At 50.1% G+C, this 23,490-nt stretch carries 21 protein-coding genes and 1 pseudogene; 3 read left to right on the top strand and 19 right to left on the bottom strand.

Annotation, left to right across the window (positions count from 1 at the left end; translation table 11 throughout):
• Nucleotides 1-70: 70 nt before the first annotated feature.
• Nucleotides 71-955, bottom strand: coding sequence for a LysR family transcriptional regulator (locus tag AWM70_RS19300; RefSeq protein ID WP_068699136.1), 885 nt, complete (start codon nucleotides 953-955; stop codon nucleotides 71-73).
• A gap of 146 nt (nucleotides 956-1,101) precedes the next feature.
• On the opposite strand from AWM70_RS19300, the gene AWM70_RS19295 reads away from it, so the two are divergent.
• On the top strand, nucleotides 1,102-2,121 hold the full coding sequence (locus tag AWM70_RS19295; protein WP_068699134.1) for an alpha/beta fold hydrolase: 1,020 nt from the start codon (nucleotides 1,102-1,104) through the stop codon (nucleotides 2,119-2,121).
• Between the two features lie 125 nt (nucleotides 2,122-2,246).
• Here the strand turns inward: AWM70_RS19295 and AWM70_RS19290 are convergent, their stop codons facing one another.
• The 3 genes from AWM70_RS19290 to AWM70_RS19280 all read right to left on the bottom strand — a co-directional run bounded on the left by AWM70_RS19290 (nucleotide 2,247) and on the right by AWM70_RS19280 (nucleotide 6,591).
• The gene (locus AWM70_RS19290; protein WP_068699132.1) at nucleotides 2,247-3,299 is read right to left on the bottom strand and encodes a Glu/Leu/Phe/Val family dehydrogenase; all 1,053 of its coding nucleotides are present in this window, start codon (nucleotides 3,297-3,299) and stop codon (nucleotides 2,247-2,249) included.
• A 137-nt stretch (nucleotides 3,300-3,436) separates the two neighbouring features.
• A complete protein-coding gene (locus AWM70_RS19285) occupies nucleotides 3,437-5,095 on the bottom strand; it encodes a sigma-70 family RNA polymerase sigma factor (RefSeq protein ID WP_068699130.1) in 1,659 nt (552 codons plus the stop codon).
• Between the two features lie 209 nt (nucleotides 5,096-5,304).
• Entirely contained in the window at nucleotides 5,305-6,591 is a 1,287-nt protein-coding gene (locus tag AWM70_RS19280; RefSeq protein WP_068699128.1) for an adenylosuccinate synthase, read from the bottom strand.
• Between the two features lie 470 nt (nucleotides 6,592-7,061).
• Here AWM70_RS19280 and AWM70_RS19275 point away from each other — a divergent pair, with 470 nt between their 5' ends.
• The gene (locus AWM70_RS19275) at nucleotides 7,062-8,153 is read left to right on the top strand and encodes an alpha/beta fold hydrolase (RefSeq protein WP_068699126.1); all 1,092 of its coding nucleotides are present in this window, start codon (nucleotides 7,062-7,064) and stop codon (nucleotides 8,151-8,153) included.
• 35 nt (nucleotides 8,154-8,188) lie between these two features.
• Here the strand turns inward: AWM70_RS19275 and dnaB are convergent, their stop codons facing one another.
• The 15 genes and pseudogenes from dnaB to rpsF all read right to left on the bottom strand — a co-directional run bounded on the left by dnaB (nucleotide 8,189) and on the right by rpsF (nucleotide 22,824).
• Nucleotides 8,189-9,550, bottom strand: coding sequence for a replicative DNA helicase (gene dnaB, locus AWM70_RS19270; RefSeq protein ID WP_068699124.1), 1,362 nt, complete (start codon nucleotides 9,548-9,550; stop codon nucleotides 8,189-8,191).
• 1 nt (nucleotide 9,551) lies between these two features.
• Nucleotides 9,552-9,998 carry a 50S ribosomal protein L9 gene (gene rplI, locus AWM70_RS19265; RefSeq protein ID WP_068699122.1) on the bottom strand — a complete coding sequence of 149 codons (447 nt, stop codon included), beginning with the start codon at nucleotides 9,996-9,998 and terminating at the stop codon, nucleotides 9,552-9,554.
• Nucleotides 9,995-11,971 (bottom strand): DHH family phosphoesterase, encoded by a 1,977-nt coding sequence (locus tag AWM70_RS19260; protein ID WP_068699120.1) that lies wholly within the window; start codon nucleotides 11,969-11,971, stop codon nucleotides 9,995-9,997. The genes rplI and AWM70_RS19260 overlap by 4 nt, the downstream gene beginning before the upstream one ends.
• A 12-nt stretch (nucleotides 11,972-11,983) precedes the next feature.
• The gene (locus AWM70_RS19255; RefSeq protein ID WP_237167758.1) at nucleotides 11,984-12,907 is read right to left on the bottom strand and encodes a DUF2232 domain-containing protein; all 924 of its coding nucleotides are present in this window, start codon (nucleotides 12,905-12,907) and stop codon (nucleotides 11,984-11,986) included.
• The gene (locus AWM70_RS19250; protein ID WP_068699116.1) at nucleotides 12,904-13,206 is read right to left on the bottom strand and encodes a MazG-like family protein; all 303 of its coding nucleotides are present in this window, start codon (nucleotides 13,204-13,206) and stop codon (nucleotides 12,904-12,906) included. Before AWM70_RS19250 ends, AWM70_RS19255 begins: the two co-directional genes overlap by 4 nt.
• Nucleotides 13,207-13,328: 122 nt before the next feature.
• A pseudogene (locus tag AWM70_RS19245) lies at nucleotides 13,329-13,752 on the bottom strand (CBS domain-containing protein).
• Between the two features lie 158 nt (nucleotides 13,753-13,910).
• Nucleotides 13,911-14,879: an LCP family protein gene (locus tag AWM70_RS19240; protein ID WP_068700861.1), complete on the bottom strand. Its 969-nt coding sequence runs from the start codon at nucleotides 14,877-14,879 to the stop codon at nucleotides 13,911-13,913.
• 291 nt (nucleotides 14,880-15,170) lie between these two features.
• Nucleotides 15,171-16,136 (bottom strand): ABC transporter ATP-binding protein, encoded by a 966-nt coding sequence (locus AWM70_RS19235; RefSeq protein WP_068699112.1) that lies wholly within the window; start codon nucleotides 16,134-16,136, stop codon nucleotides 15,171-15,173.
• Complete coding sequence (locus AWM70_RS19230) at nucleotides 16,133-17,140, bottom strand: ABC transporter ATP-binding protein (RefSeq protein WP_237167757.1); 1,008 nt, start codon at nucleotides 17,138-17,140, stop codon at nucleotides 16,133-16,135. Before AWM70_RS19230 ends, AWM70_RS19235 begins: the two co-directional genes overlap by 4 nt.
• 12 nt (nucleotides 17,141-17,152) lie before the next feature.
• Complete coding sequence (gene opp4C / locus AWM70_RS19225; RefSeq protein WP_068699111.1) at nucleotides 17,153-18,082, bottom strand: oligopeptide ABC transporter permease; 930 nt, start codon at nucleotides 18,080-18,082, stop codon at nucleotides 17,153-17,155.
• A gap of 12 nt (nucleotides 18,083-18,094) precedes the next feature.
• On the bottom strand, nucleotides 18,095-19,057 hold the full coding sequence (locus AWM70_RS19220) for an ABC transporter permease (RefSeq protein ID WP_068699109.1): 963 nt from the start codon (nucleotides 19,055-19,057) through the stop codon (nucleotides 18,095-18,097).
• Between the two features lie 70 nt (nucleotides 19,058-19,127).
• Nucleotides 19,128-20,897 carry an ABC transporter substrate-binding protein gene (locus AWM70_RS19215; RefSeq protein ID WP_068699107.1) on the bottom strand — a complete coding sequence of 590 codons (1,770 nt, stop codon included), beginning with the start codon at nucleotides 20,895-20,897 and terminating at the stop codon, nucleotides 19,128-19,130.
• Nucleotides 20,898-21,713: 816 nt separating this feature from the next.
• Complete coding sequence (rpsR, locus tag AWM70_RS19210; protein WP_068699105.1) at nucleotides 21,714-21,986, bottom strand: 30S ribosomal protein S18; 273 nt, start codon at nucleotides 21,984-21,986, stop codon at nucleotides 21,714-21,716.
• A gap of 22 nt (nucleotides 21,987-22,008) precedes the next feature.
• Nucleotides 22,009-22,500: a single-stranded DNA-binding protein gene (ssb, locus tag AWM70_RS19205; RefSeq protein ID WP_068699103.1), complete on the bottom strand. Its 492-nt coding sequence runs from the start codon at nucleotides 22,498-22,500 to the stop codon at nucleotides 22,009-22,011.
• A gap of 39 nt (nucleotides 22,501-22,539) precedes the next feature.
• Nucleotides 22,540-22,824, bottom strand: a complete 285-nt coding sequence (gene rpsF, locus AWM70_RS19200) for a 30S ribosomal protein S6 (protein ID WP_068699101.1) — start codon at nucleotides 22,822-22,824, stop codon at nucleotides 22,540-22,542.
• A 199-nt stretch (nucleotides 22,825-23,023) separates the two neighbouring features.
• Here rpsF and AWM70_RS19195 point away from each other — a divergent pair, with 199 nt between their 5' ends.
• Nucleotides 23,024-23,221, top strand: a complete 198-nt coding sequence (locus tag AWM70_RS19195) for a YjzC family protein (protein WP_068699099.1) — start codon at nucleotides 23,024-23,026, stop codon at nucleotides 23,219-23,221.
• Nucleotides 23,222-23,490 lie beyond the last annotated feature (269 nt).

The raw sequence follows: 23,490 nt of genomic DNA, 5'->3' as shown, positions 1-23,490 counted from the left end.
CCTTCGCGTCTCGAAGGTTATTCTTCACACCGCCGGACCCTTTTGGAGCATGCCCTTAGTCCACAGGCGTTTAAGCCAGAACTTCTCTCGCCGCTTCTATGAAAGACAACAGGATGGGTGAAAGCCACTTGTCTTTATGCCACAACATCTGTGTATACACACGCAGATCGGGAATTTGCCAGGGAAGGGCAACAAGTTCACCGCGCTCTACCTCGGCTTCCGTTACGATTTCTGGGAGAAAAGCTATACCGATTCCCGAAATGGCGCATTGTTTAATGGCTTCCGCACTTTGAAACTCTAAATACGTAATGCTGTCAATGCCCTCTTTCTCAAATGACCGGTCAAACATGGTTCGATAAGGACAGCCTTTTTCATTGGTCAGGAACACTTCTCCGTGAAAATCCTCCAGCTGCAGCTCCTTTTGCCTGGCAAGCGGGTGATCCGGAGCAGCAAACAGGCGGAAGGTTTCTTCCAGCAGCGGTTCTACGGCAAGTCCGCTCGAGCGAATAGGTTCGTCAAGCATGTAGACGATATCTGAGCTTCCCTCAAAAAGCGTTTGTTTGAGCTCTTGATTGGGAACGGAGCGGAAGATCAGACGAACGCCGGGATGCTGCGAACGAAAGCGCCGAAAGACAGCAGGAAGCCGGTACGCGCAAATAACCTCATTGGCACTTATCGTCAGAGTACCGCTTAAAGACTCGTTATCGTGAACAACGCTGCGGGCTTCGTCCAATTTATCCAGAACGCTCCGGGCATGAATCAAAAAGCGTTTACCCGCTGCTGTGAGAACCAGCTGCTTGCCCAAGCGGTCAAAGAGACGAACGTCCAGCTCCTCCTCCAAGGCTTTTATTTGCATGGTGACGTTGGAGGGCACGTAATTCAGCACCTCTGCGGCCCGAGTGAAATTTAAGGTTGATGCAACCGTACAGAATGTATTCAGTTGACGCAGCTCCATCTAACGATACCCCCATACCTTCAAAATTATTGAATACTACTATGATTTCTATTCACTTTCACTGAGAGTATCACAGCTCTATACTAAGCACAAGAAATCACAACTGACCTTGAACATGTGGTTTCATTTTGAAGGGAGGCCTCTAGATGGATTATGAAATTTTTAATTTGGGTGATGTCGCCTTGCAATCAGGAGTGATTTTGCCGAACGCTTTCCTGGCCTATAAGACTTATGGGAGACTAAATGCACAGAAAGATAATGTTATCGTCTATCCGACTGCATTTGGTGACCAGCATACTCAGAATGAATGGCTGATTGGCAGCGGAATGGCTCTGGATCCGGACAAATATTTTATTATCGTTCCCAATCTGCTGGGCAACGGGTTATCTTCATCTCCCAGCAACACGGCCCCCCCGTTTGACCGGGCTCATTTTCCCCAGGTAACCCTCTATGACAACGTTAGTTTCCAGCATCGGCTGGTGACCGACAAATTTGGCATTCAAAAGATCGCACTCGTAGTGGGCTGGTCCATGGGCGGCATTCAAGCCTTTCAGTGGGGGGCAAGTTACCCGGAGATGGTGGAACGAATTGCGCCTTTCGCGGGAATTGCCAAGACTTGGCCTCATACGTTTGTGGTGCTGGACAGTCTGAAGGCCGCGCTGCTGGCAGGAACAGGCTTTGATTCAAGCAAGCTAAACCAGCTGACTTCCGAAGACATGCGCGCCGTTGGCCGGGTTTATGCCGGATGGGGACTGTCACAGGCGTTTTATAGGGAGGAGCTGTACCGGGAGTTAGGTTTTGACTCCTTGGAAGCCTTTGTGACCGGGGTCTGGGAGCATAGCTTTATGAAGATGGATCCGCATAATGTACTTGCCATGTTAGAGACAGGCCAGCATGCAGATATTAGTGCGAATCCTTCCTACAACGGGGATTTCGAGAAGGCGCTTAAAAGCATTAAGGCTCTAGCCTGCATCATGCCGGGGAGCACGGACCTCTTCTGCTCAGCCGACGATAATGCCTACGAAGCCAAATTTATGCCTAATGCCGACTTTAAGCCAATTCCGTCCATCTGGGGCCATTTTGCCGGCCGTGGAATCAACAGTGCGGATAATCTGTTTATTGATGATAACCTGAAACGCTTGTTAGCCCTTGGCCCTCACGAATAAAAGATCGTTGGCGAAGGCCCTGGCTGGAGGGGGCTGACAGCTGAAAAACCTCCTGAAGAGCGGAGCAGGGAGCTTCGTTCCTCAGGAGGTTTGTTTGTTGCAGCTAATCGAGACACCCGGAATAATCACGGCCGCTGCAGGGCCGCCAGCTTCGCTTCAGCTAGCTGGCCTGCCGCCTGCGCCGTGTCCAGGCCAGCGCTGCGGGCCAGGCGGTACACCTCGGCCAAAGTAGGGCCGATGGTTTCGACGCGGCGCCGGATATCCTCGGCGCCGCTTCCCGCCAGCTCCAACGCCGTGGCAATAATGCCGCCGGCGTTGATGGTGTAATCCGGGGCATACAGAATGCCCCGGGCTTTCAGCTCAGCGGCCGCCTCAGGCCCGGCCAGCTGATTGTTAGCCGCGCCGGCCACCACGCGGCACGAGAGCTGCGCCAGCACCCGGCGGTCCAGCACGCCGCCTAGTGCGCATGGCGCAAACACCTCGCAGTCCTGCGCGTAGATGGCGCCCGGCGATACCGCCGAGGCGCCGAATTCGCGGACTGCCCGGTCCGTGAGCGCTCCGTTCACGTCGCTCACGAGCAGCTCCGCCCCCGCCTTCCGCAGATACCGGCAAAGAGCATAACCCACTTTGCCGAGCCCCTGGACGGCGACCCTGATTCCCGCCAGCGATCGGCTGCCCTCCGCTTCCTGCAAAGAGGCCTCAATGCCCAAATAGACGCCGTAAGCGGTCATTTCGGCCGTATAATTGCCGCTCCCGCCCAGCGTGCCGGTCATATCCGTGACATAAGACGTTTCCTGGGCAATGGCATCCATGTCCCGCACGGTGGTGCCCAGGTCCACCCCGGTGACATACCGTCCGTTCAGCCGCTGCAGAAACCGGCCGAACGAACGGAACATCGCTTCCGATTTGTCCTTGGACGGGTCGCCCCATATTACGGCCTTCCCGCCGCCATAAGGCAGACCGGAGATGGCCGATTTGTAGGTCATGCTCCGCGCCAGCTTCATCGCGTCCGCCAGCGCCTCCTCTTCGGAAGCGTAGTTCCACATCCGGCAGCCGCCGAGGGCGGGGCCGGCCTGCGTATTGTGCAGGACGATGACGGCTTTCAGCCCGTTTGCCGGGTCGCTTGCAAAAATAATCTCTTCAAATCCTCCGCCACCCATCGCTTCCCAAACCTGCATCTCCTTCATCTCCTTGTTCCCGCTGATGATGCCACAGCTGAATAGATTCATTGACTTTCAGTGTATTCAGCGGGTGAAGGGCAGGTCCGTAGCAGCGCCTAAGAGAAGATAAATATACCTGACATGAACTATAATCTTTATTCCGGTTCCGCTGCTCCCCCATTGAGGCCGCCTGCCCAAAGCCCGGCATCTGCCAGATCCGCTGCATGTTGCTCTCCTTGCAGCACCTGGCGGCCAAACGAGGTGAGTTCCAGCGTACAATCCCTGAAGTCCGGAGCCGTATGCCTGTAATCCGGAAAAGCGCTGAGTCCCCGGATATTCAGCAGAGCCTGCGGGCCCCGGCACATCCGGCTTAACCCATACCAAAACTCCAAATCCCCTAACCCGAGGACATTCAGCCGCAGGCCAGCCTGCCGGAATAACTCATGCGGATGTTGGATACCGCTCCCGATCAATTCCAGCACAGTCTGCTCCATCAAACCCAGTCCGTTAAATGCCGAGGGCAGCCGGGCCAGGTGAGCCTCGAAAGCAGATCTGGCAAAAGGAAGCGCGCTTAAATCCTCTTTCAGAAACGCTGCATGGACCTTCGGGTCGGGGGAAGTGTACGCCTCCCAGAACTTCCTGCCCAGCATAAGCTCGGCTTCCCCGACTCGTTTCCATGTTCCCGACAAAGAGGCTAGCTGCTCGGGCGTAAGCTGTCCCAAGCCCCGAAAAATCTCGATCCCCGGAAAATCCCCGATGCACAGCAGGCTGATCGGGACCTGGCCGGCTCCGGAGGACGGACCCAACCGGTCAAGCTCGGTTAATAAATAAGCCAGCATGGTCTGATCGTACAAATCGTGCTCAAACCATAAAACAATCTCATCATATTGACCGGCTCTTTCGAGTTTGGCCTCCTGTTCTACACATTGACCGATATACAAATCTTCCGGAATCCCCAGGGTATGCTCCAGATAAGCAGCACGCCGTTTGCGCAGCTCCTCGTTTCTCATATCGAACGCTACCGGTCCAAAGGTATAAAGCTCCCGCCAAGGCAGGATATCTCCTTGAACCTCCCCCTGTTTTAATTTCTCTGCGACGTGATCGCCGTTGACCAAATGCAGCATACGTGTTCCTCCCTCATAAAGATGGCTGTAGACCTGAATAAAGTCAGCAACGGGGAGCGATTGTTTGAGCCGGGAGCGGGCGTCGAACAGCCGTTTTTTCAAAGCGGCAACCGAAATGCCGAGAAAAGCCGAAATTTCGGACAGCGAATAGCCATTCAAATAAAACAGCTTCACTGCCAGCCTTTGACCGGGTGAAAGTCCCTCAATAGAAGCGTATAACGAATTCCTAAGCTCCCTTTGCTCCCATACCAGCGCAGGATCGCCTTCTCCATTATGGGCAGGCTGATGCCGCATCACTTCTTCATCGGATATGGCACCCCGGTCTTGTCTAGTCCGGGTTCGGAGCAGCTTGTAGCCTTTTCGCTCCACCATCCTTTTGAACCAGCCCGGAAAAGCCTCCGGCTTCCGCAGGTTCCGCAAATTGGCCAAAGCCTCCGTCAAGGCGTCCTGAACCGCATCCTCCGCCAGATGTGGGTCCTGCAGCTTATCATAAGCCACTGCCAGCGCCATGCCGCTGAACCGTCTGACCAGCTCCTCCACAGCATTCTGATCGCCGCCCGCCGCCTGCCGGACCAGCAAATGGACCGGCTGTTCTTGCTGTTCTTGGTTTTGGCGGACCTCTCTCTTCAATCCAGCTGTCTGATCAGGACTGACGGAAGATCCGGGCCGTCTGCCGCTGCGTTTTGGCATGTAGCTCATCTCCTTCCCGTATGCTTCATTAACAGGTGCCCGCAGGGAGGCAAAAGGTTACGTCCGGCGATCCGCTTGTAGGATACGCGGCGTAAATGAAGCTGCATTACGTGCATTACCGCCCGGCCTGCAAAAAAAGCCGCAGCCTCTCCATAGAGAAAGACTGCGGCTTTACCGGACAACGTTAACTTACCATTCTTAGATAGAACTTAGATATAAATCGGCAATACTTGGTTGGTCTGCTCGCGGTTGCGGCCGACGGAGAAGATTGCGATCGGAATCCCGGTCAAATCAGATACACGTTCCACGTAGCGCCGGGTATTTTCCGGCAAATCTTCCAGGGTCTTCGCATCGGAGATGTCCTCGGACCAGCCTGGCAGCTCTTCATATACCGCTTCGCATTCACCGAGCATTTTGAGACTCGACGGGTAATGCGTGATCACTTCGCCGCGGTATTTGTAACCCGTACAGATTTTTACCGTTTCCAGTCCGGTCAGCACGTCCAGCGAATTCAGGGACAAGCCGGTCAGACCACTGACGCGGCGGGCATGGCGGACAACCACGCTGTCGAACCAGCCTACGCGGCGCGCGCGGCCGGTTATGGTGCCGTATTCATGGCCCGTTTCACGGATTTGATCACCGACGGCGTCAAACAGCTCGGTCGGGAATGGGCCGTCGCCTACGCGGGTCGTATAGGCTTTGGCAACGCCAATGACCTGCTGAATCTTGGACGGGCCAACGCCGGAGCCGATGCAGACGCCGCCGGCCGACGGGTTGGAAGACGTTACAAACGGATAAGTGCCTTGGTCGATATCCAGCATCACGCCTTGAGCACCCTCGAACAGCACCTTGCGGTTCTCGTCGATGGCATCGTTCAGCACAACTGAAGTATCCGTCACGTAAGGACGAATCTGCTCGGCATAGTCCAGGTATTTCTTCAGCGTTTCTTCTACATCCAGCGGCTCAGCACCGTATACCTGCTGGATAATATGATTTTTCTCGGCCATCAGATGGCGAAGTTTAAGTTCGAATTCTTCCGCATCCATCAGATCGGAAATCCGAATGCCCGTACGTGCGGCTTTATCCATGTACGCCGGACCGATCCCTTTACGGGTTGTGCCAATTTTGTTCGGTCCTTTGCGGTCTTCCTCGAGCGCGTCAAGTACCATATGATAAGGCATGATCACATGCGCCCGGTCGCTGATTTTCAAATTATTCGCTGTAAAACCATTTTCCCGAATATAAGCAATCTCCTGAAGCAGCGCTTCTGGATTAATTACCATGCCGTTCCCGATCACACAAAGTTTATCTTCATAAAAAACACCCGACGGAATAAGGCTCAGCTTGTACTTCTTCCCGTCAATCAGTATTGTGTGGCCGGCATTGTTACCGCCTTGGTAGCGCGCCACCACATCTGCGCTCTCTGCCAGATAATCCGTAATTTTGCCTTTACCTTCGTCTCCCCACTGCGTTCCCACAACAACTACTGTCGACATGTACATACCTCCGCGAATGCTTAACGCATCTAATTTTCTATGCCATAAAAACCGCTATAAAGCCATGACAAGGCCAAAGAATCCTGAAGCAGTCCTGCCCCGGTATTCTCCTGACTACTAAATCGCTTTAACGATCTGCCACACTGCGGCAGCAATTTCAGTGTACCAGTCTGCGATTTTAAAGTCAAATTAAAAAGCGAACATTCCACACCCAGCTGTTGACATCGTTCGGAAATGAACGCAATTCTGCAACCGTGTGTATCTGAATCCACGCATTATTCCAGAATCCTTCAATCCAAAGAAAGGGAGCATTTTGAGCTATTGACGGAACGCAACAAACCCTTTATATTATAGAATGAACATTCGATCTAAAAGGGTTGGCCTGTTTGTTTCCGAAATCCTTGCCTTCTATCGAGGGATTCCCAAAGTGCTTATGCAGCTATTTGCCTGAGCTTATGGAAGATTTACGAATGAGTTCAACTCGATTCTTTCATAAATCACTCGGGTCAAAACGGAATACATCCATCGACTTCATTCATGAGCCTGGCAAGGGTCCAAACCCTATTCCGCTAATTATTAGCCATGGCTGGCCTTGGACCTTCTGGCACTGGAGCAAAGTGATTGGTCCTTTAACAGATCCAGCGGCCTACGGCGGGGATCCTGCAGATGCCTTTGATGTTTATGTCCCTTCCCTTCCAGGTTTTGGCTTCTCCACACCGCTTGATAAACCCGATTTGAATTTCGGGAAGATCGCCGATATTTTCCATAAATTTATGACGCAAACCCTGGGACATCAAAAATATGCGGCCAGCGGTTCGGATTATGGTGCTTTAATTACGGGGCAGCTTGGCCACAAATATGCAAATTCTCTTTATGGCATCCATTTGGGCCATGCTATTCTGCTCAATATCTTCCAGGGGGAACGTCCATGGGATCTAACTAACGGATTTATGGTTCCTGAAGGCACACCTGATGACATTCGGGATGGCATTCTTAAGTTCCAACGAACTTACGTCTCTCACGTTGCCGTCCATATGCTTGACTCTGCACCTTTGTCCTATGGACTGAATGACTCCCCGGTCGGCCTTCTTGCCTGGATCATGACCCGCTGGTTAAAGTGGGGGGACACAAATGGAGACATTGAAAGCAAATACACCAAAGACGAGATTCTGACTATGGCCTCTATTTACTGGTTCAGCAATAGCATAGAGATGACTATTCGGATGTACACGAACGCGAACCGCTATCCTTGCAGCCTTCCCATGATCGGACCCCGATCGTCGAAGCACCTACCGGGATTACCTTCCTTGCGGCGGAGAATCCTCCAGGCGTTACTACAGAGAATCGTGTTCAAGCGTTCATCAGTAGTCCTGATGCAGCGTGGTACAACACAACCTATCTTAAAGCTCATGAGACAGGAGGACACTTCACAGGATGGGAGAATCCGGAAGCCATTGTCGAAGATATACGAGGAACCTTTAAGAAACTTAGAAAGTCCTGAATTTAAGGGGCGGCATTTTTTAATGCTGCCCTTTTTCTGTTTTTTAGTTGGAGCATCATGATTTCCCGGAAAATAAAACGGGCCCGACGTTAAACGTCAGCCCGCAAATGCATCTGTATGCGCCCGCTCATAATTGGCGAACTTATTGTAATTCTTCAAGAACACCAGCTCCACGGTCCCGACCGGGCCGTTACGCTGCTTGGCGATGATGATTTCGATGATGTTCTTCTTCTCGGTTTCCTGGTTGTAGTAATCGTCCCGGTACAAGAACGCTACGATATCGGCATCCTGCTCGATTGAACCGGATTCCCGAAGGTCGGACATCATCGGACGTTTGTCCTGCCGCTGCTCCACACCCCGGGAGAGCTGGGACAAGGCGATGACCGGCACTTCCAGCTCACGCGCGATCTGCTTCAGCGTACGCGAGATTTCAGAGACTTCCTGCTGCCGGTTCTCGCCGGCCTTGCCCCGGCCGTGAATGAGCTGCAGGTAGTCGATGACGATCATGCCAAGGCCGCGCTCTTTCTTGAGACGGCGGCATTTGGCGCGAATATCAGCCACTGTTACGCCCGGCGTATCGTCGATATAAATTTCCGCTTCAGAGAGAGCGGCAATGCCCATCGTCAGCTTCGACCAATCGTCATCGCTTTTGATGTCACCTGTCCGCATGACGTTTGCGTCCAGATTCGCTTCAGCGCAGATCATCCGCTGCACCAGCTGCGCGGCGCTCATCTCCAGACTGAAGATGGCCACCGTCTCTTTGCCCCGTACGGCCGCATTCTGCGCGATGTTGAGGGCGAAGGCGGTTTTACCTACGGAAGGACGAGCGGCCACGATGATCAGGTCGGAGCGCTGGAAGCCTGAGGTCATCCGGTCCAGATCGACAAAGCCGGAGGAAACCCCGGTGGTGCTTCCCCGGTTCTGGTGGAGCGTTTCGACCTTCTCGAACACCTCCATCAGCACATCGCGGATAGCAATAAAGCCGCTGCCGGAGCGGCGGTTGGATATTTCCAGAATGCGGCGCTCGGCATCGCTGAGCAGATCGCCGACATCCTCGCCGCCTGTATAACCGTCGCTGACGATTTGTGTAGCCGTCCGGATCAACCGGCGCATCATCGACTTCTCTTCGATAATGCGGGCATAATAATCCACGTTAGCCGCAGTTGGCACGGCATGTGCAAGCTTGGCCAAATAGCTGACCCCGCCGATATTTTCAAGCTGACCCTTGTCCTGAAGACGGGCCGTGAGGGTCACCAGGTCAATCGGTTTCCCCTCTTCGCCAAGCTCGACCATGGTCTCATAGATGAGCTGATGGCCCGTATTGTAAAAATCCTCATCCCGGACACGTTCCATGGCGGTGATGAGGGCTTCGGATTGGAGCAAAATCGCGCCAAGCACGGCCTGCTCCGCCTCCAGATTTTGCGGCGGGATCCGGTCAATCATCAGATCTCCGCCCATCTTATTCCTCCACGACGTGTACCTTCATCGTCGATTTTACATCTGGATGAAGCTTCACCGGCACCTGGGTTACACCCAAAGTGCGGATCGGGTCCTGCATTTCAATTTTGCGTTTGTCGATTTTGATTCCGTGCTCTTTCTGCAAGGCTTCGGCAACCTGCTTACTGGTGATAGCGCCGAACAGCCGGCCGCCTTCGCCGGCTTTCGCTTTCAGGTTAACCGTAGTTTCCTCCAGCTTTTTGCCGAGCGCAATCGCTTCCTCTTTCTCCTGGGCTTTGCGTTTCTGCTCGGACAGGTTCTGCATTTCCTGGCTTTTCACATTGCCTTCAGTAGCCGGTTTTGCAACTCCGCGCGGGAGCAGGAAGTTCTGTGCATATCCTTCGGATACTTCTTTGATTTCCCCTTTTTTGCCTTGGCCTTTCATGTCCTTCAGAAAAATAACCTTCATTCGAATAACCCCTCTTCCTTGTCTATGGATTCCAGCACGGCCAGGAGTCTCTCCTCGGCTTCTGCCTGAGTTCCCTCCAATTGGGCCGCCGCATTCGTTAAATGGCCGCCGCCGCCCAGCCGCTCCATGACAACCTGAACGTTCATGCCGCCCAGCGAACGGGCGCTAATTCCAATCAGACCGTCCGGTCGTTCGCTGATGACGAAAGAAGCAAGTACGTTCGTCATATTGAGCAGCGTATCCGCTACTTGGGCAATCAGCAGCTGCGGCAGCTTGCGGTTAGGCTCGGTTACCGCTAGAGCGATGTGGCCGTAGATCATACGTGCATGTTTAATAATTTCGGCTTTCTCAATGTATTCCTGCAGGTCTTCCTTCAAAATCCGCTGCACCATCACCGTATCGGCGCCGCTTCGCCGAAGGAAACCTGCGGCCTCAAAGGTACGTGATCCAGTATGAAGCGCAAAATGTTTCGTGTCCACGGTAATGCCTGCCAGCAGAGCCGTAGCTTCCAGCGGGCTCAGTTGAACCTTCTCGTGAATGTACTGCAGCAGCTCGGTGACAAGCTCGCAAGCCGAAGAAGCGTACGGCTCCAGATAAACGAGCACGGCATCGTTGATGAACTCCTCGCCGCGGCGGTGATGGTCCACCACCACAACCCGTCTTGCCCGCTCTACAATCCGGGGTTCGATCGTCATCGAACCTTTATGGGTGTCTACGACGACAAGCAGGGTATGCTCTGTCATCATCTCCAGCGCCAGGTCCGGCGTAATGAACCTTTTGGCCAGCGGCTCATCCTGCTTGATCCGCTCCATCAACCGGTCGATGCCCGGGTTGCTGCCCTCCAGCACGATATGGGCCTCCACTTTATACTGATCGGCGGCCTTCATCACGCCGATTGAAGCCCCGATCACGTCCATATCGGGTACTTTGTGGCCCATAATGATCACGCGGTCGCTCTCCTGCATCAGGTCGCGCAGCGCGTGTGCAATGACGCGGGCCCGCACCCGCGTCCGCTTCTCTACGGCGTTCGATTTGCCGCCGTAAAAGGACAGCCGCTGACCGGCTTTCACCGCAGCCTGGTCGCCCCCGCGACCGAGCGCCATATCCAGACTCGATTGGGCCAGTTCGCCCAGCTCGCTGATATGCTCGGTTCCGAAAGCGAGGCCGATGCTCAGCGTCACCGGCACCTTCAGATCCGCGGTCATTTCCCGCACCTCGTCCAGAATGACAAACCGGCTTTGCTCCATCTCCTGCAGCGCCTTATGGTCCAGCATCATCAGATACCGCTCGGACGACAACCTCCGCAAGTAGACGCGGTACTGCTTCGCCCAATCGGTCAGCAGCGTTGTCATCCGTGCAATCAGCGCCGAACGCTGCTGGTCGTCCATCCCCTGGGAAGCTTCATCCAGGTTATCCAGCATCACAATTCCCAGCGCCAGACGCTCATTGTCATAGCGCTCACGCAGCGTCGCGAATTCGGTAATATCCTGGAAATAGATCAGCCGTTCCTCCGGCACAATGGTCAGCCGGTAGTACCGTTCATTAACCAGCACCTCGGCGACCGCAGCAGCTTGTTCCTGATCCTTTCGGCTCAGCGGCGGCAGCTGGGGCAGCAGTTCCTTCAAGGGTTGATTCACAACCGAATTCCGGTCGAACACGCCGGAGATAAACCGGTTATGCCACTCAATCGTCTGGTCCTCGCTGTACAGAATAACCCCGAATGGCAGCCGGCTGATCGCTTCGCCTTCTACCCTCTTGATTCGGTAAGTCAAATCGGTCACATAATTGACCAGCTCGGTTCTGAACCGCCGTTCAGCCTTCAGCATCGTAAAAGCCAGTACACAAACCAGCACCAGCCCGATCAGCCCAAGCGCCCAATTGTACACCGAAATGAAGATGACCAGCAGAAGCAGCAGGGCAAAGGCCCAAACGGACTGGTAGCCGTGCCATCTTTTTTGCAATAGTTTAGGCATGCCTTCTCACCCTTATCGTCCAGATCTGGAAATCTTGTCGCGAAGCGGGAATAAAATATCCAAAATGCCGATAATCCGCAGCGGCTGGAAGAACAACATGACAATGATAAGCACAATCGGAATAAATGCATTCCACTTGCGTTCATAAGCGAGAAAGAAGAAGAAGCTTGCCGTCTGAATCATGAAACAGAACCCGAGCATCGGGATCATGTTCAGCAGAACGGTATTTAGAAACCCGGATCCGCTTCCTACGAACATGCTGAGCAGCAGCGCCACGAGGTAATACCATACCAAAGAACGCGGAAGTCTCCAGGTTCTCAGCGGCTGCAGCTTGGGAACGACCTGGCCCAGACTGGCAAGTGTTGGCCGCGCCAGCGCATGCCCTACCCAGGCAATGACGAGCGCACAGACCGAAAGGGTAAAAGGAAGCAGTCTGACCGTCAATTGCGACAGCTGTTCAATCGCATCGGACGTTAAGCCCATGGAACCGGCTACCGTTTCTCCTGACATGCCCTCAAGAGGAGCTGCCGTCATGTTAAAGGTACTCTCGATCAGCTCTGATAAATTAAAATCAAACAATGCTTTACTGAGCAGCAGCACAATCAGAAATTCCACGAGGATTGTGCCTGCGCCAATCGCAATCGCTTTAAAAGCAGCTGCCCTGCGCTTGTAAGCAAGCCCCATCAGCATCGACGGAATGAGGAAGTAGATCGATAACAGGACATAAGCCGGTCCAGCCAGCAAAGCCACGATCACGAGGATCGGTATGATATGCACGATAAACGAACGGATCGGCAGCAGTGTAAACAGCACCAGACCCGGCAGCAGCATAAAAAATGAAGTAATCACAATCAATGGAGATTTTAAAGACAGGAGCAGCAGCAAATAAACGATGCTCCAAGCGATGGATGTCCAGCGCAATTTCAATATGTTCACCTCTTACGCATATGTTCTTCCAGGGCGGAGATATCTTGATACCAATCCTCCAGCTGGTGACCTTCTTGTTTATGTTTCTTCAACTTCTCTACAATGCTTGCATCGAGGTCTCCATAAGAAATCCCCAACCGGCGGCCCAAAATATAGCAGCTGACCACCAGACTGGCCAAGCTGTCCACCACTTTCAGACTGCTTCCTTCCCATAACGATTTGAACAACCGGGATACGTGGTCCACAACCTCCGTCTTCAGCCACTCAATGACTTTTGCACGTTTGGCAACATCCATTTCTTTATGCATGTTAGAGAACGCTCCTTTTCACCAGCGGGAACAAGCTTTATTCCCGATTATAACATAAATGCCGGATGCTAAAGAAGCCGCCTTGCTTTGTAAGCGCCCCGCTTTCCAATGGGAAATAAGTCTTACTGCGACTGGGATTCCTTGGTTACCAGCTTCTCGCAGTATTCGATGATCTGGCTGCGGCGCACAATGCCGATAAAACGGTTGCGGTCATCCACTACAGGGACAAAGTTCTGCACTTTGGCCAAATTAATTAAATCCTCCATGTCCGCATCTATCCGAACAGGTTTATTATGCACACGGAGCGGTACATCTTTGAGCAGAAATTTCGAAGCGTTCTCAAAATGAACCCGGCCGTTCGAATTTTTCATGTACCACAGCAGGTCCCCTTCCGTCACCGTTCCGACATACTCGCCTTCTTTGTCAATAATGGGAACAGCCGTATACCGGTGGTGCTCCATCCGCTCCAGCGTCTGCCTGAGCGTGGAATCTTCGGTCATTGCAGCTACTTCACTTTTTGGAAGTAAAAAAAAATGCAATATTCATAAAACAAGTGCCTCCCTAACCTTTCGCGTCTTGCTTTTCATTTAAATTTGATCTTTCGTCGCTTTAGCGAAAAATCGGCAGCCGATCCCGGACTGCCGAAGTTCATTTGTATCTTCACTAATTTTACTATATATCTATGAGCGCTATTGAGCAAACATTCAGTCCTGGGGCCGGGCTTCCGGCAGCAGCAATTCATCTGCGGACGTATCCGGGTTGGTCCAATTCTCAATCATTTGTTTGGCAAAAGCAAGATCGTCCTCATTCACCATATCATAAAAAATATTGTCAATCCGTCTGCCCTCGCCCATGATGGTAAAGCTGCTCATCTGCGGGTGCTCACCCGTAAGCAGCTGCTTGGATAAATCAATGATCATAGAAGGCGGCATATCCGTCTTGAAGTTCTTGCCCATAATATCAATAAGCTGTGGGATTTTGGTTACCTGATTCAAATTCAGCACCCGATTCACAAAGGCGTTCAGAAAGATCTGATGACGTTTAGTCCGCTCGAAATCACTGTCTTCCCTGTATCGTACATAGTTCAGCGCATCCACACCGCCATAAATCGGCTGATTGGCTTTGATCGTAAATTTCTCATGGTCGGCTTGTTTGTTCACGATATCTTTCGTGATCGGCAGCTCAACACCGCCCAAAGCATCAACCACCTCTTTAAGCCCGTTAAAGTTAATGGCCGCATAATATTCGGCAGGGTACCCCAGAAAATGCTGTACCGTATCCTTGGCCATCTTCTCGCCGCCAAAAGCGTAAGCGTGATTAATTTTATCTTTCTTGTCTTTCCCGATAATATTCACATAAGTGTCGCGGGGAATGGATACAAGAAGGACACGGGAGTCTTCGGGTCTAACCACGCTATAAATAATTGTATCCGAGCGGGCCGGCTCATTGTCTCTTTGATCGACTCCCAGCAGCAGCGCTGTAAAAGGAGCGCTCTTTTCTATTTTAACCGGAATTGAGGTTGGTGCCTCACTCTCCAGCGGCGCATAAGATTTCTCCAACTGCTTCTCCACGCTTCCCGACAAGAACAAATCAAAAGCCGCCAAAGCAAGCTGCTCCCGAAAAACATAAGCTCCGCCGCCCGCAATAATCAGTACCAGCAGCGCAATCGCCAGTACCTTACCGCTCTTTTTTTTTCTTTCTCCGGATACTCCTTCTTTTCTCCATTCCTTATATCCTCCAAAACTATATCCTGGATCTCGAATTTGCTGGGAAAACACACTTATCTACCATTGTAACCCCTATCAACGGATGAGGAAATAAAAAAAGGAAAAAAATAGAGAAGGACACGGTAAATAAACCGGCCCCCCTCTCTATTTGTTAGGAATGACGAAGATCCTCAACAGAAAATAACATTCTAGTACCCGTGAGCCAAGGACCCCAATCCATAGTTCACTCTTGCCAGATTAAGCGTAGTGACAAGCCACAAAGTGCTGGTTGCCCACATCGCGATACTCCGGTTCCTGCTGCTTGCACAGATCCGTTGCCATTGGGCAGCGGGTATGGAACTTACAGCCCGATGGCGGATTAGCGGGGCTTGGCAAATCGCCTTGAAGCACGATGCGTTCGCGCTTTAAAGTCGGGTCCGGAATCGGAATGGCCGACATCAGCGCTTTGGTATAAGGATGCAGCGGATTGCCAAACAATTCTTCCTTGCTTGCCATTTCTACCATTGAACCGAGGTACATGACCCCTACGCGGTTGCACAAATGCTCAACAACGCTCAGATCGTGGGAAATGAACAAATACGTCAACTGCTTCTCTTCCTGCAGATCGGACAAAAGGTTGATAATCTGAGCCTGAATAGATACGTCAAGCGCCGATACCGGTTCGTCCGCCACGATAAATTCAGGATTAAGGATCAGCGCGCGGGCAATTCCAATCCGCTGGCGCTGACCGCCGGAGAACTCATGCGGATAACGATTGTAATGATAAGTCGCGAGACCACAAATTTTCAGAGTTTCCATTACACGGTCCTTCAAATCTTTGCGGTCAACCAAACCATGACTAAGCAGTGCTTCCCCAATGGCCTCGCCGATTTTGATTCTTGGGTTTAGGGAACTGAACGGATCCTGGAACACGATTTGCATCTTCGGACGTATAGCTCTGAGCTCGGATTTGGACAATTCATGAATGTCCTGACCTTTAAATAAAACCTTGCCTTCCGTCTTGTCATTCAAGCGGAGCAGCGTACGGCCAATCGTGCTTTTTCCGCAGCCCGACTCGCCTACAAGGCCAAAGGATTCGCCTTTGTTGATCGTAAAGGTAACGCCGTCAACCGCCTTAACATTTCCGACTGTACGAGAGAACACGCCTCCGGTGATCGGGAAGTACTTCTTAAGATTCTGGACTTCAACTAAAGCTTCTGTCATTGTACTTTTCCCTCCTCTTCATACAGCCAGCACGCTGTTTTATGTTTGCTGTCGCCGTGCGTACGAAGCGGTGGCGCTTTTGTTTTGCAGATTTCCATACAGAACTCGCAGCGGTCATGGAAATGACAGTTGTTGCCCAGTTCAACCGGATTTGGCACCTGGCCCGGGATAGAATACAGACGTTCCTGCTTCTGGTTCAAAACCGGTTTGGCTTTCAGCAAACCTTTAGTGTAAGGATGCTGAGGGTCTTTAAACAAATCGATAACCGGCGCTTCCTCAATGACTTTGCCGGCGTACATAACAACTACAAAGTCCGCCATCTCGGCTACGACCCCAAGATCATGCGTAATCAGCATGATGGACGTGTTGACTTTGGATTTGATATCACGCATCAAGTCCAGAATCTGGGCTTGAATCGTTACATCCAGCGCGGTTGTCGGTTCGTCGGCAATCAGCAGCTTTGGATCACAGCTCAGCGCAATCGCAATCATGATCCGCTGCCGCATGCCGCCACTCAGCTCGTGCGGATACGCGTGGAAAATTTCTTCCGCCCGCGGGATCCCTACAAGCGTAATAAGCTCGATCGCCCGTTGCTTGGCCTCTTTGCGGTTCATGTTCATGTGCATAATCAAGGGTTCGGAGATTTGTTCCCCGATGGTTAATACCGGGTTCAGGGAAGACATCGGCTCCTGGAAGATCATCGCGATCTCATTGCCGCGAAGCCGGCTCATTTCTCTTTTGCTGAGCTTTAGCAAATCAGTGCCTTCAAACAGAATTTCTCCGCCGGCAATTTCTCCCGGAGGCGTTTCGATCAGTCTCATCAGAGACATCGCTGTAACGCTTTTACCGCAGCCCGATTCCCCTACGACGCAAAGGGTTTCGCCTTCTCTTATGCTAAAGCTTACATCATCAACCGCTTTCACGACCCCGGCCGATGTATGGAAGTGGGTTTTCAAATTTTTGAATTCTACGAGTGTCTTGGTATCCACCATTTGTTTAGCCATAGATCGTATCTCCTACTTTTTCATTTTAGGGTCAAGGGCATCACGGAGGGCATCACCAATCAGATTGACCGCAGTTACAGTGATCAAGATACACATGCCCGGCGGAATCCACAGCCAAGGTCTCTTACGGAAATCAATCAGATTGTTAGCCGCAGAGATCATATTTCCCCATGATGGTGTTGGAGGAATAACGCCGATCCCCAAGAAACTAAGTGCAGATTCGGCAAGAATCGCGCCCGCTACACTCAAAGTTGCAGAAACGATAATAATCGGAATTGTGTTGGGCAGAAGGTGACGGAAAATTTTACGGTTATCTTTAAGCCCCAAAGCATCCGTCGCCAGCATAAACTCCTGCTCCCGTAATGTCAGGATTTGCCCTCGAACAAGCCGGGCTAAACCCATCCAGCTTAAAATACCTATGCTTAACATCAGGAAATAGATCCGGTTAGCAGGGTCTACCTTCAAGTCCGACAGAACCGTACCGAAAATAATCAAAATAGGCACGCTCGGAATTGAAGAGAAAATATCCGCAATACGCATGATGATGGTATCTACAAAACCTTTATAGAAACCTGCCACCGCACCAAGCGTTGCTCCCACCAAAACTGTAATAATCGTTGCAACCAAGCCTACCGTTAAGGAAATCCGGCCGGCAAGCATGGTCCGCAATAAAATATCTCTTCCCAGTTTGTCTGTTCCAAACCAATGGGCAGCATTGGGTGCCAAATTCTTGTCTGTTAATTTATAATCGTACAAATTGTAGGGCGAAAATAATGGGCCTAAGAAACAGATCAAAAACATTAATATAACGATGATAAGTCCGCCAAAAGCCAGTTTGTTCCCGATAAATCGACGAACCGCAATTCTCCACGGAGAATCGGCTTTAACTGGTTTCGCTGGTACTTGGGTATTCATATCTACTGATGTTGCCTCCAAGGACATCTGGACCTCCTCCTACTTTAAGCGAATTCTTGGATCTGCAATTCCGTAGAGAACATCGGCGAGCAGATTACCCAGGAGTGTTAATACAGCCAAAAATATCGTAAAACCTAACATAAACGGATAATCCCGCATATTAATAGATTCCAGATAGACTTGCCCGATACCCGGCCAAACAAAGACCTTCTCCAGAATCATCGCCCCGCTGAACAAAGCCGGCAATTCAAAGCCAAGCAATGTAATCGCTGGCAGCAACGCATTTCGAAGTGCATGTTTGAAGATAACCGTAACCTCTTTAAGTCCTTTTGCTCGTGCTGTCCGGATATAATCCTGACGGATTACCTCAAGCATGCCTGCCCGGAAATATCGGGTAAGGCTGCCTGTACTAAGCATCGTTAATACAACTGTCGGCAGGAACATATGATAAGCTACATCTTTGATATAAGCCCATCCGCTAGCATTCAGCCCGGCTGTCGTCATCCCCGCGACCGGGAACAACTTCCAATCCAGTGCTAATAGTTTAATTAATAAAAGGCCTATAAAAAACGACGGTAGTGACATACATAAGAAGACTACTAACGTGACTATCCTATCAAAAAAGGAATATTGGAATTTGGCCGAGAATACCCCGGTTATCACTGCAATAATCCAGCTTAAGATCAAGGTTGCGAAAGCAATAATAAAGGAATTCCAGACATAAGTATTGATGACCGAGGTTACAGGCATCTTATGCTGCAGAGAGTCCCCCATATTTCCTTTAAGCATGTTGCCTGCCCAAATAAAATATCGTTGGTATTCCGGTTTATCCAGACCATAAATGTGTCTGAGATCCTCTGCTTTCTCTGCGGTCATATTCGGATTGTTCTTCGCCGTAATGAAATCCCCCGGAACCATTGCCGAAATCGCAAACACAATAATCGAGATCCCAATCAGCGTAGGAATCAACTGCAGAAGACGCCGGATGATATACTGCCTCATTTTAATTCCTCCTGGCTTATAAATCGATATGCCCAGCTCCTAATGGAGCTGAGCATATCCTTGTGATGTTTTATTGTTGAAGCTCTGCTTGATACAAGCTCAAATCGAAATCTTTATACGGCGAAAGGTCAAATCCGCTTACACGGCCGCTGATGCCATACATGTTGGTTCTTTGATACATCAGGATGGCTGGAACATCTTTGTTCAGCTCTTGGTACATTTGTTTGTAGATTTTTTTACGTTCTTCAAGATCCAGTTCTTTTCTGCCTTTAGCCATCAGTTTATCAACAGTAGCGTTGGAGTAGCCGAAGCGGTTTTGTGCACCATTAGTGATGTAAACGGTATTGTCTGGGTCAGGTGTCAAGCCCCATGCTGCAAAGTACATATCGAAATCGCCTTTGTCTGCTTTGTCCATGATCGCATTGAAGTCCAGCGTTTCAGCTTTCAAATTAATGCCCAAGTCTTTATAGTTCTGAGTCATGATTGGCAGCAGCGCATCTACAACCGGGTTATCCGCGGTAGCTGAAAAGTTAATTTCAAACTTCTTGCCGTCTTTCTCACGAATACCGTCGGAACCTACTTTCCAGCCCGCTTCATCCAAGAGCTGTTTAGCTTTCTCTGGATCGAAGTCGTAGTGAGTGATCCCTTCATCTGTATATGCCCAAGATACTTTAGATTCGGGAATGTCAATGACATTCGCATAATCGCCGTAGACACTTTCTACGATATCTTTACGGTTCAAACCGTAAGTCAAGGCTTGACGAACCTTTTGGTCTGCGAACTTGTCTTCTTTAAGGTTCATACCAATGAAGCCGTAGCCGTTGTTAGGCAGAATGTTTACATCTACAAAGCCCATTGCTTTAAGTTCTTCAATGTTATCCGGGGATACCGTGATATTGTCCATATCCGTTTCACCGGATTGAATCAAAGCAAGGTTAGTACCTTCGGTAGTTACTCTGTAGATCAGGTTCGGAATTTTTGGAGCGCCCTTGAAGTAATCAGCGTTAGCTGTAAAGTCAACTTCTTGGCCTGCTTTGTAGTTGCTCAATACGTATGGGCCGCTGCCAAGTGGTTTCGCGTTCAAGGATTTAATGGAATCCAGGCTGCCTTTCTTGAAGCCTTTGCCATAATAAGCTTCAGAAATGAAAGGAATTGTACCCAGATATACTTGCGTCAAGGCGTCATAATCGGTTACATCGATTTGAATCGTGTTATCGTCGATAATTTTCACGCCAGAGATCTCTGTAGCGGAGCCTTCTTTATATTCTTTGGTTCCCACAATGTTAGCCAGTGTCAGATCCGATTCGCCGTCATAGGTAGGATCCAGGAGGACTTTCAATGCAAAATAGTAGTCTTTAACGGTTACAGGTGTGCCGTCCGTATACTTCACACCTTGTTTCAAATGATACGTGTAAGTTTTATTATCATTAGTCATTTCTACAGAGTCAGCCAAGCTGTTCTCGTAGCTGCCGTCTGCTTTCACTGTAATGAACGTATCGAAAATTACGTCATTTACGTAGTTGTCATAAACCGTGGAAGAGAAGAGTGGGTTGAAGATCCCTTGTGGAGCCGTCATCCCTACAACCAACGTGTCTTTGCGGGCTGCCGCATTAGCTGGAAGCAGCGACATATCGGTAGCTTTGATAATACCGTTCGCATTGCCAGCAGCATCGTTAGTATCGCTGCTTGCGCTTGCATCTGTGCTTTCCCCTGCATTGCTTGCATTTGCCGAAGCCGGTGCGTTGCTCGGAGCTGCAGTGTTATTGCCTCCGCCGCATGCCGAGAGCACCATCGATGTTGCTAATACCAGACCAACTAGTAAGCTCCATTTCTTTGTCATTCATGATCCTCCTCTTTTGAATAAAAGCTTTTGTCTTTGAAAATATATTATGAAAATAATATATCCATAGGGGGCCAGCGCAAGAGATTCGCCGGGGTACATGTTAGGTAATCTAACTCGACTAAACCCATTATGTTACTTGGGTTTATTCGGTTTGATAACCCGGTTTTAGAGAATTACTGCCGTTTTACAATTGAAAATGAATAAATAACCAAAGGTCAATAATTTTCAATACCGAAAAGTCTCATCCACCCAGCTTAAACGAGCTAACCGCTTAAAATTAAGCTAATTGACCATGTGATTGTTCGGATTTAGTAATTAATATACATGAATGTTCCCAAAATTCCAAGCTATTTTATTCAGTTTTAACAAAAAAAATTTTGATCGCTTGATCAACTATTTTTTTGTGCTTGCTAAATTTCTTTGATATAACTGATTCTGCCCGGATAATTGTCCTCCTGTCCAGAACGATCAATATTAATAATTATTTTATTTTATGAATATTTATGAATGAAAGTTGCCAGTTTTGCTTACTATTATCGCTTTTAATGTCAATTTCATGCGTCCATCATGTATATCACTATGTCCACCTGGTGTGGACAAAATTTGTTTTTATCTGATAGATTATATCATTATAGATATACCGGGAAGAAAACCTTACATCTAACCGGGTAAGCCCTACTCGTGATCATTAAATATATATCTGCCTCACTAATTCTATATTCTTCTCTTCTATTCCTTCTTAAAATTTGCACAAAAAAAACATCCCCATCATCAATGATGACAGGGATGTCTCTTTACCTGCTTCCACAAGGATTACTCAGTTGTGTAAGGAAGCAATGCGATTTGACGGGAACGCTTAACAGCGATTGTCAAAAGGCGTTGGTATTTCGCGCTAGTGCCAGTTACACGACGTGGCAAAATTTTGCCGCGCTCGCTGATGAATTTCTTCAGCAGCTCAGTATCTTTATAGTCAATGTGAGTAATTTTGTTCACAGTGAAGTAGCACACTTTACGACGTTTGTTGCGGCCGCCGCGGCGAGCCGGTCTTTTGTCGTTGTCTCCGCCTTCTCTTTGTTTGAAAGCCATGTCCTATTCAGTCCCTTCCAAGTTAAAATGGTAAATCATCATCCGAAATATCAATCGGCTTCCCGTCGTCGGAAAATGGATCCTGATTGCCGCGCGAGTAACCGCTGCTGTTGTTGCCGGTGCTGCGGTTTCCGCCGCCACTATAAGGGGCTTCTTCCCGCGGCGCACCTCCGCCGCTGCCTGATCCGCCTTCACGGTTCGACTCCAAGAAACGAACATTATCAGCAATAACTTCGGTGACGTAAACACGTTTGCCTTCGTTATTCTCATAGTTACGTACTTGAATGCGCCCTTCTACAGCAGTCAGACGTCCTTTGCGCAGGTAGTTCGCACAAGTCTCAGCAAGCTGTCTCCACGTTACGACCGGTATGAAATCCGCTTCTCTTTCTCCGCCTTGCGACGTAAAAGGTCTGTCCACTGCGATAGTAAACTGAGTTACCGCAACGCCGGATGGCGTATAACGCAGCTCCGGATCCCGGGTAAGCCGGCCGATCAGAATGACACGGTTCAACATCCAGGTCCCTCCTTTGGGTAGTCCTATTACAAAACGCTATTAAGCAACGTCTTTAGTGATCAGGTAACGAATAACTTCGTCAGAGATCTTCATAATACGCTCAAGCTCGTTGACAACGTCTGGAGTCGCAGTAAAGTTTACCAATACATATACTCCATCACGGAACTTGTTGATCTCATACGCAAGACGGCGTTTACCCATAACATCGTGTTTTGTAATTTCGCCACCGTTTTGGATGATGCCTTGGAATTTCTCCACAGCAGCTTGAACAGCTTCCTGCTCAACGTCTGGACGAATAATGTACATTACTTCGTATTTGCGCATTTGTTTCACCTCCTCTTGGACTAAGGCCCCTAATCAGGTTCACTGTTAGGAGCAAGGAACGAGCATAACCTCGAACTATATTAATATAACAAATCGGAGCCTGCCTTGCAAGTTTACATTTTTGTCCGCTCATGGACTTCGGCATTTCTGAACACACTATAACGGCAACTCAACCTTATTGTTAAAGGAGACGATAACGATGGGCGAACGCACCGAATTCGAACCCGGAGACAAAGCGCCAAATGACGGCATTTATACCGAGGTTGGCGAAGCGCGCAGCTTCCACACGCAGATTCAGAATCCAAAGCGGATCACGCTGAAGAAGGGCGATACCTTCCCCGATACGACCAACAAGAACCGCAAATGGAAGAAAGCCGAGAAGGCCCTGGTTCATTAAATTTTTTCTGCCTGACGTATAGGATCGTCATCTATGGGTTACTCTAAACATCAGACGGTGCTCGACAAGAGAGGTGTGGTTCCGTTGGATCAAGTCACTTTTTGTCATCTGTTAGGAGTCTAGCCACAAAGCTTGGATTAAAGGGATCAACCGCAAAGCTCGCTTTACGGCAAGGCTGCCTTCACGGGCAGCGTCACCCTGTTCCTTTTTGTGAGAATAGAATTCATAAACAGCACCGTCTGCAGGACCCTTCGGGGTCCTGTTCTTAT

The organism is Paenibacillus yonginensis (assembly GCF_001685395.1).
In the GTDB taxonomy this organism is placed as follows: domain Bacteria; phylum Bacillota; class Bacilli; order Paenibacillales; family Paenibacillaceae; genus Fontibacillus; species Fontibacillus yonginensis.
The sequence above is the reverse complement of the archived record's forward strand: the minus strand, read 5'-3'. Positions and strand labels throughout refer to the sequence as shown.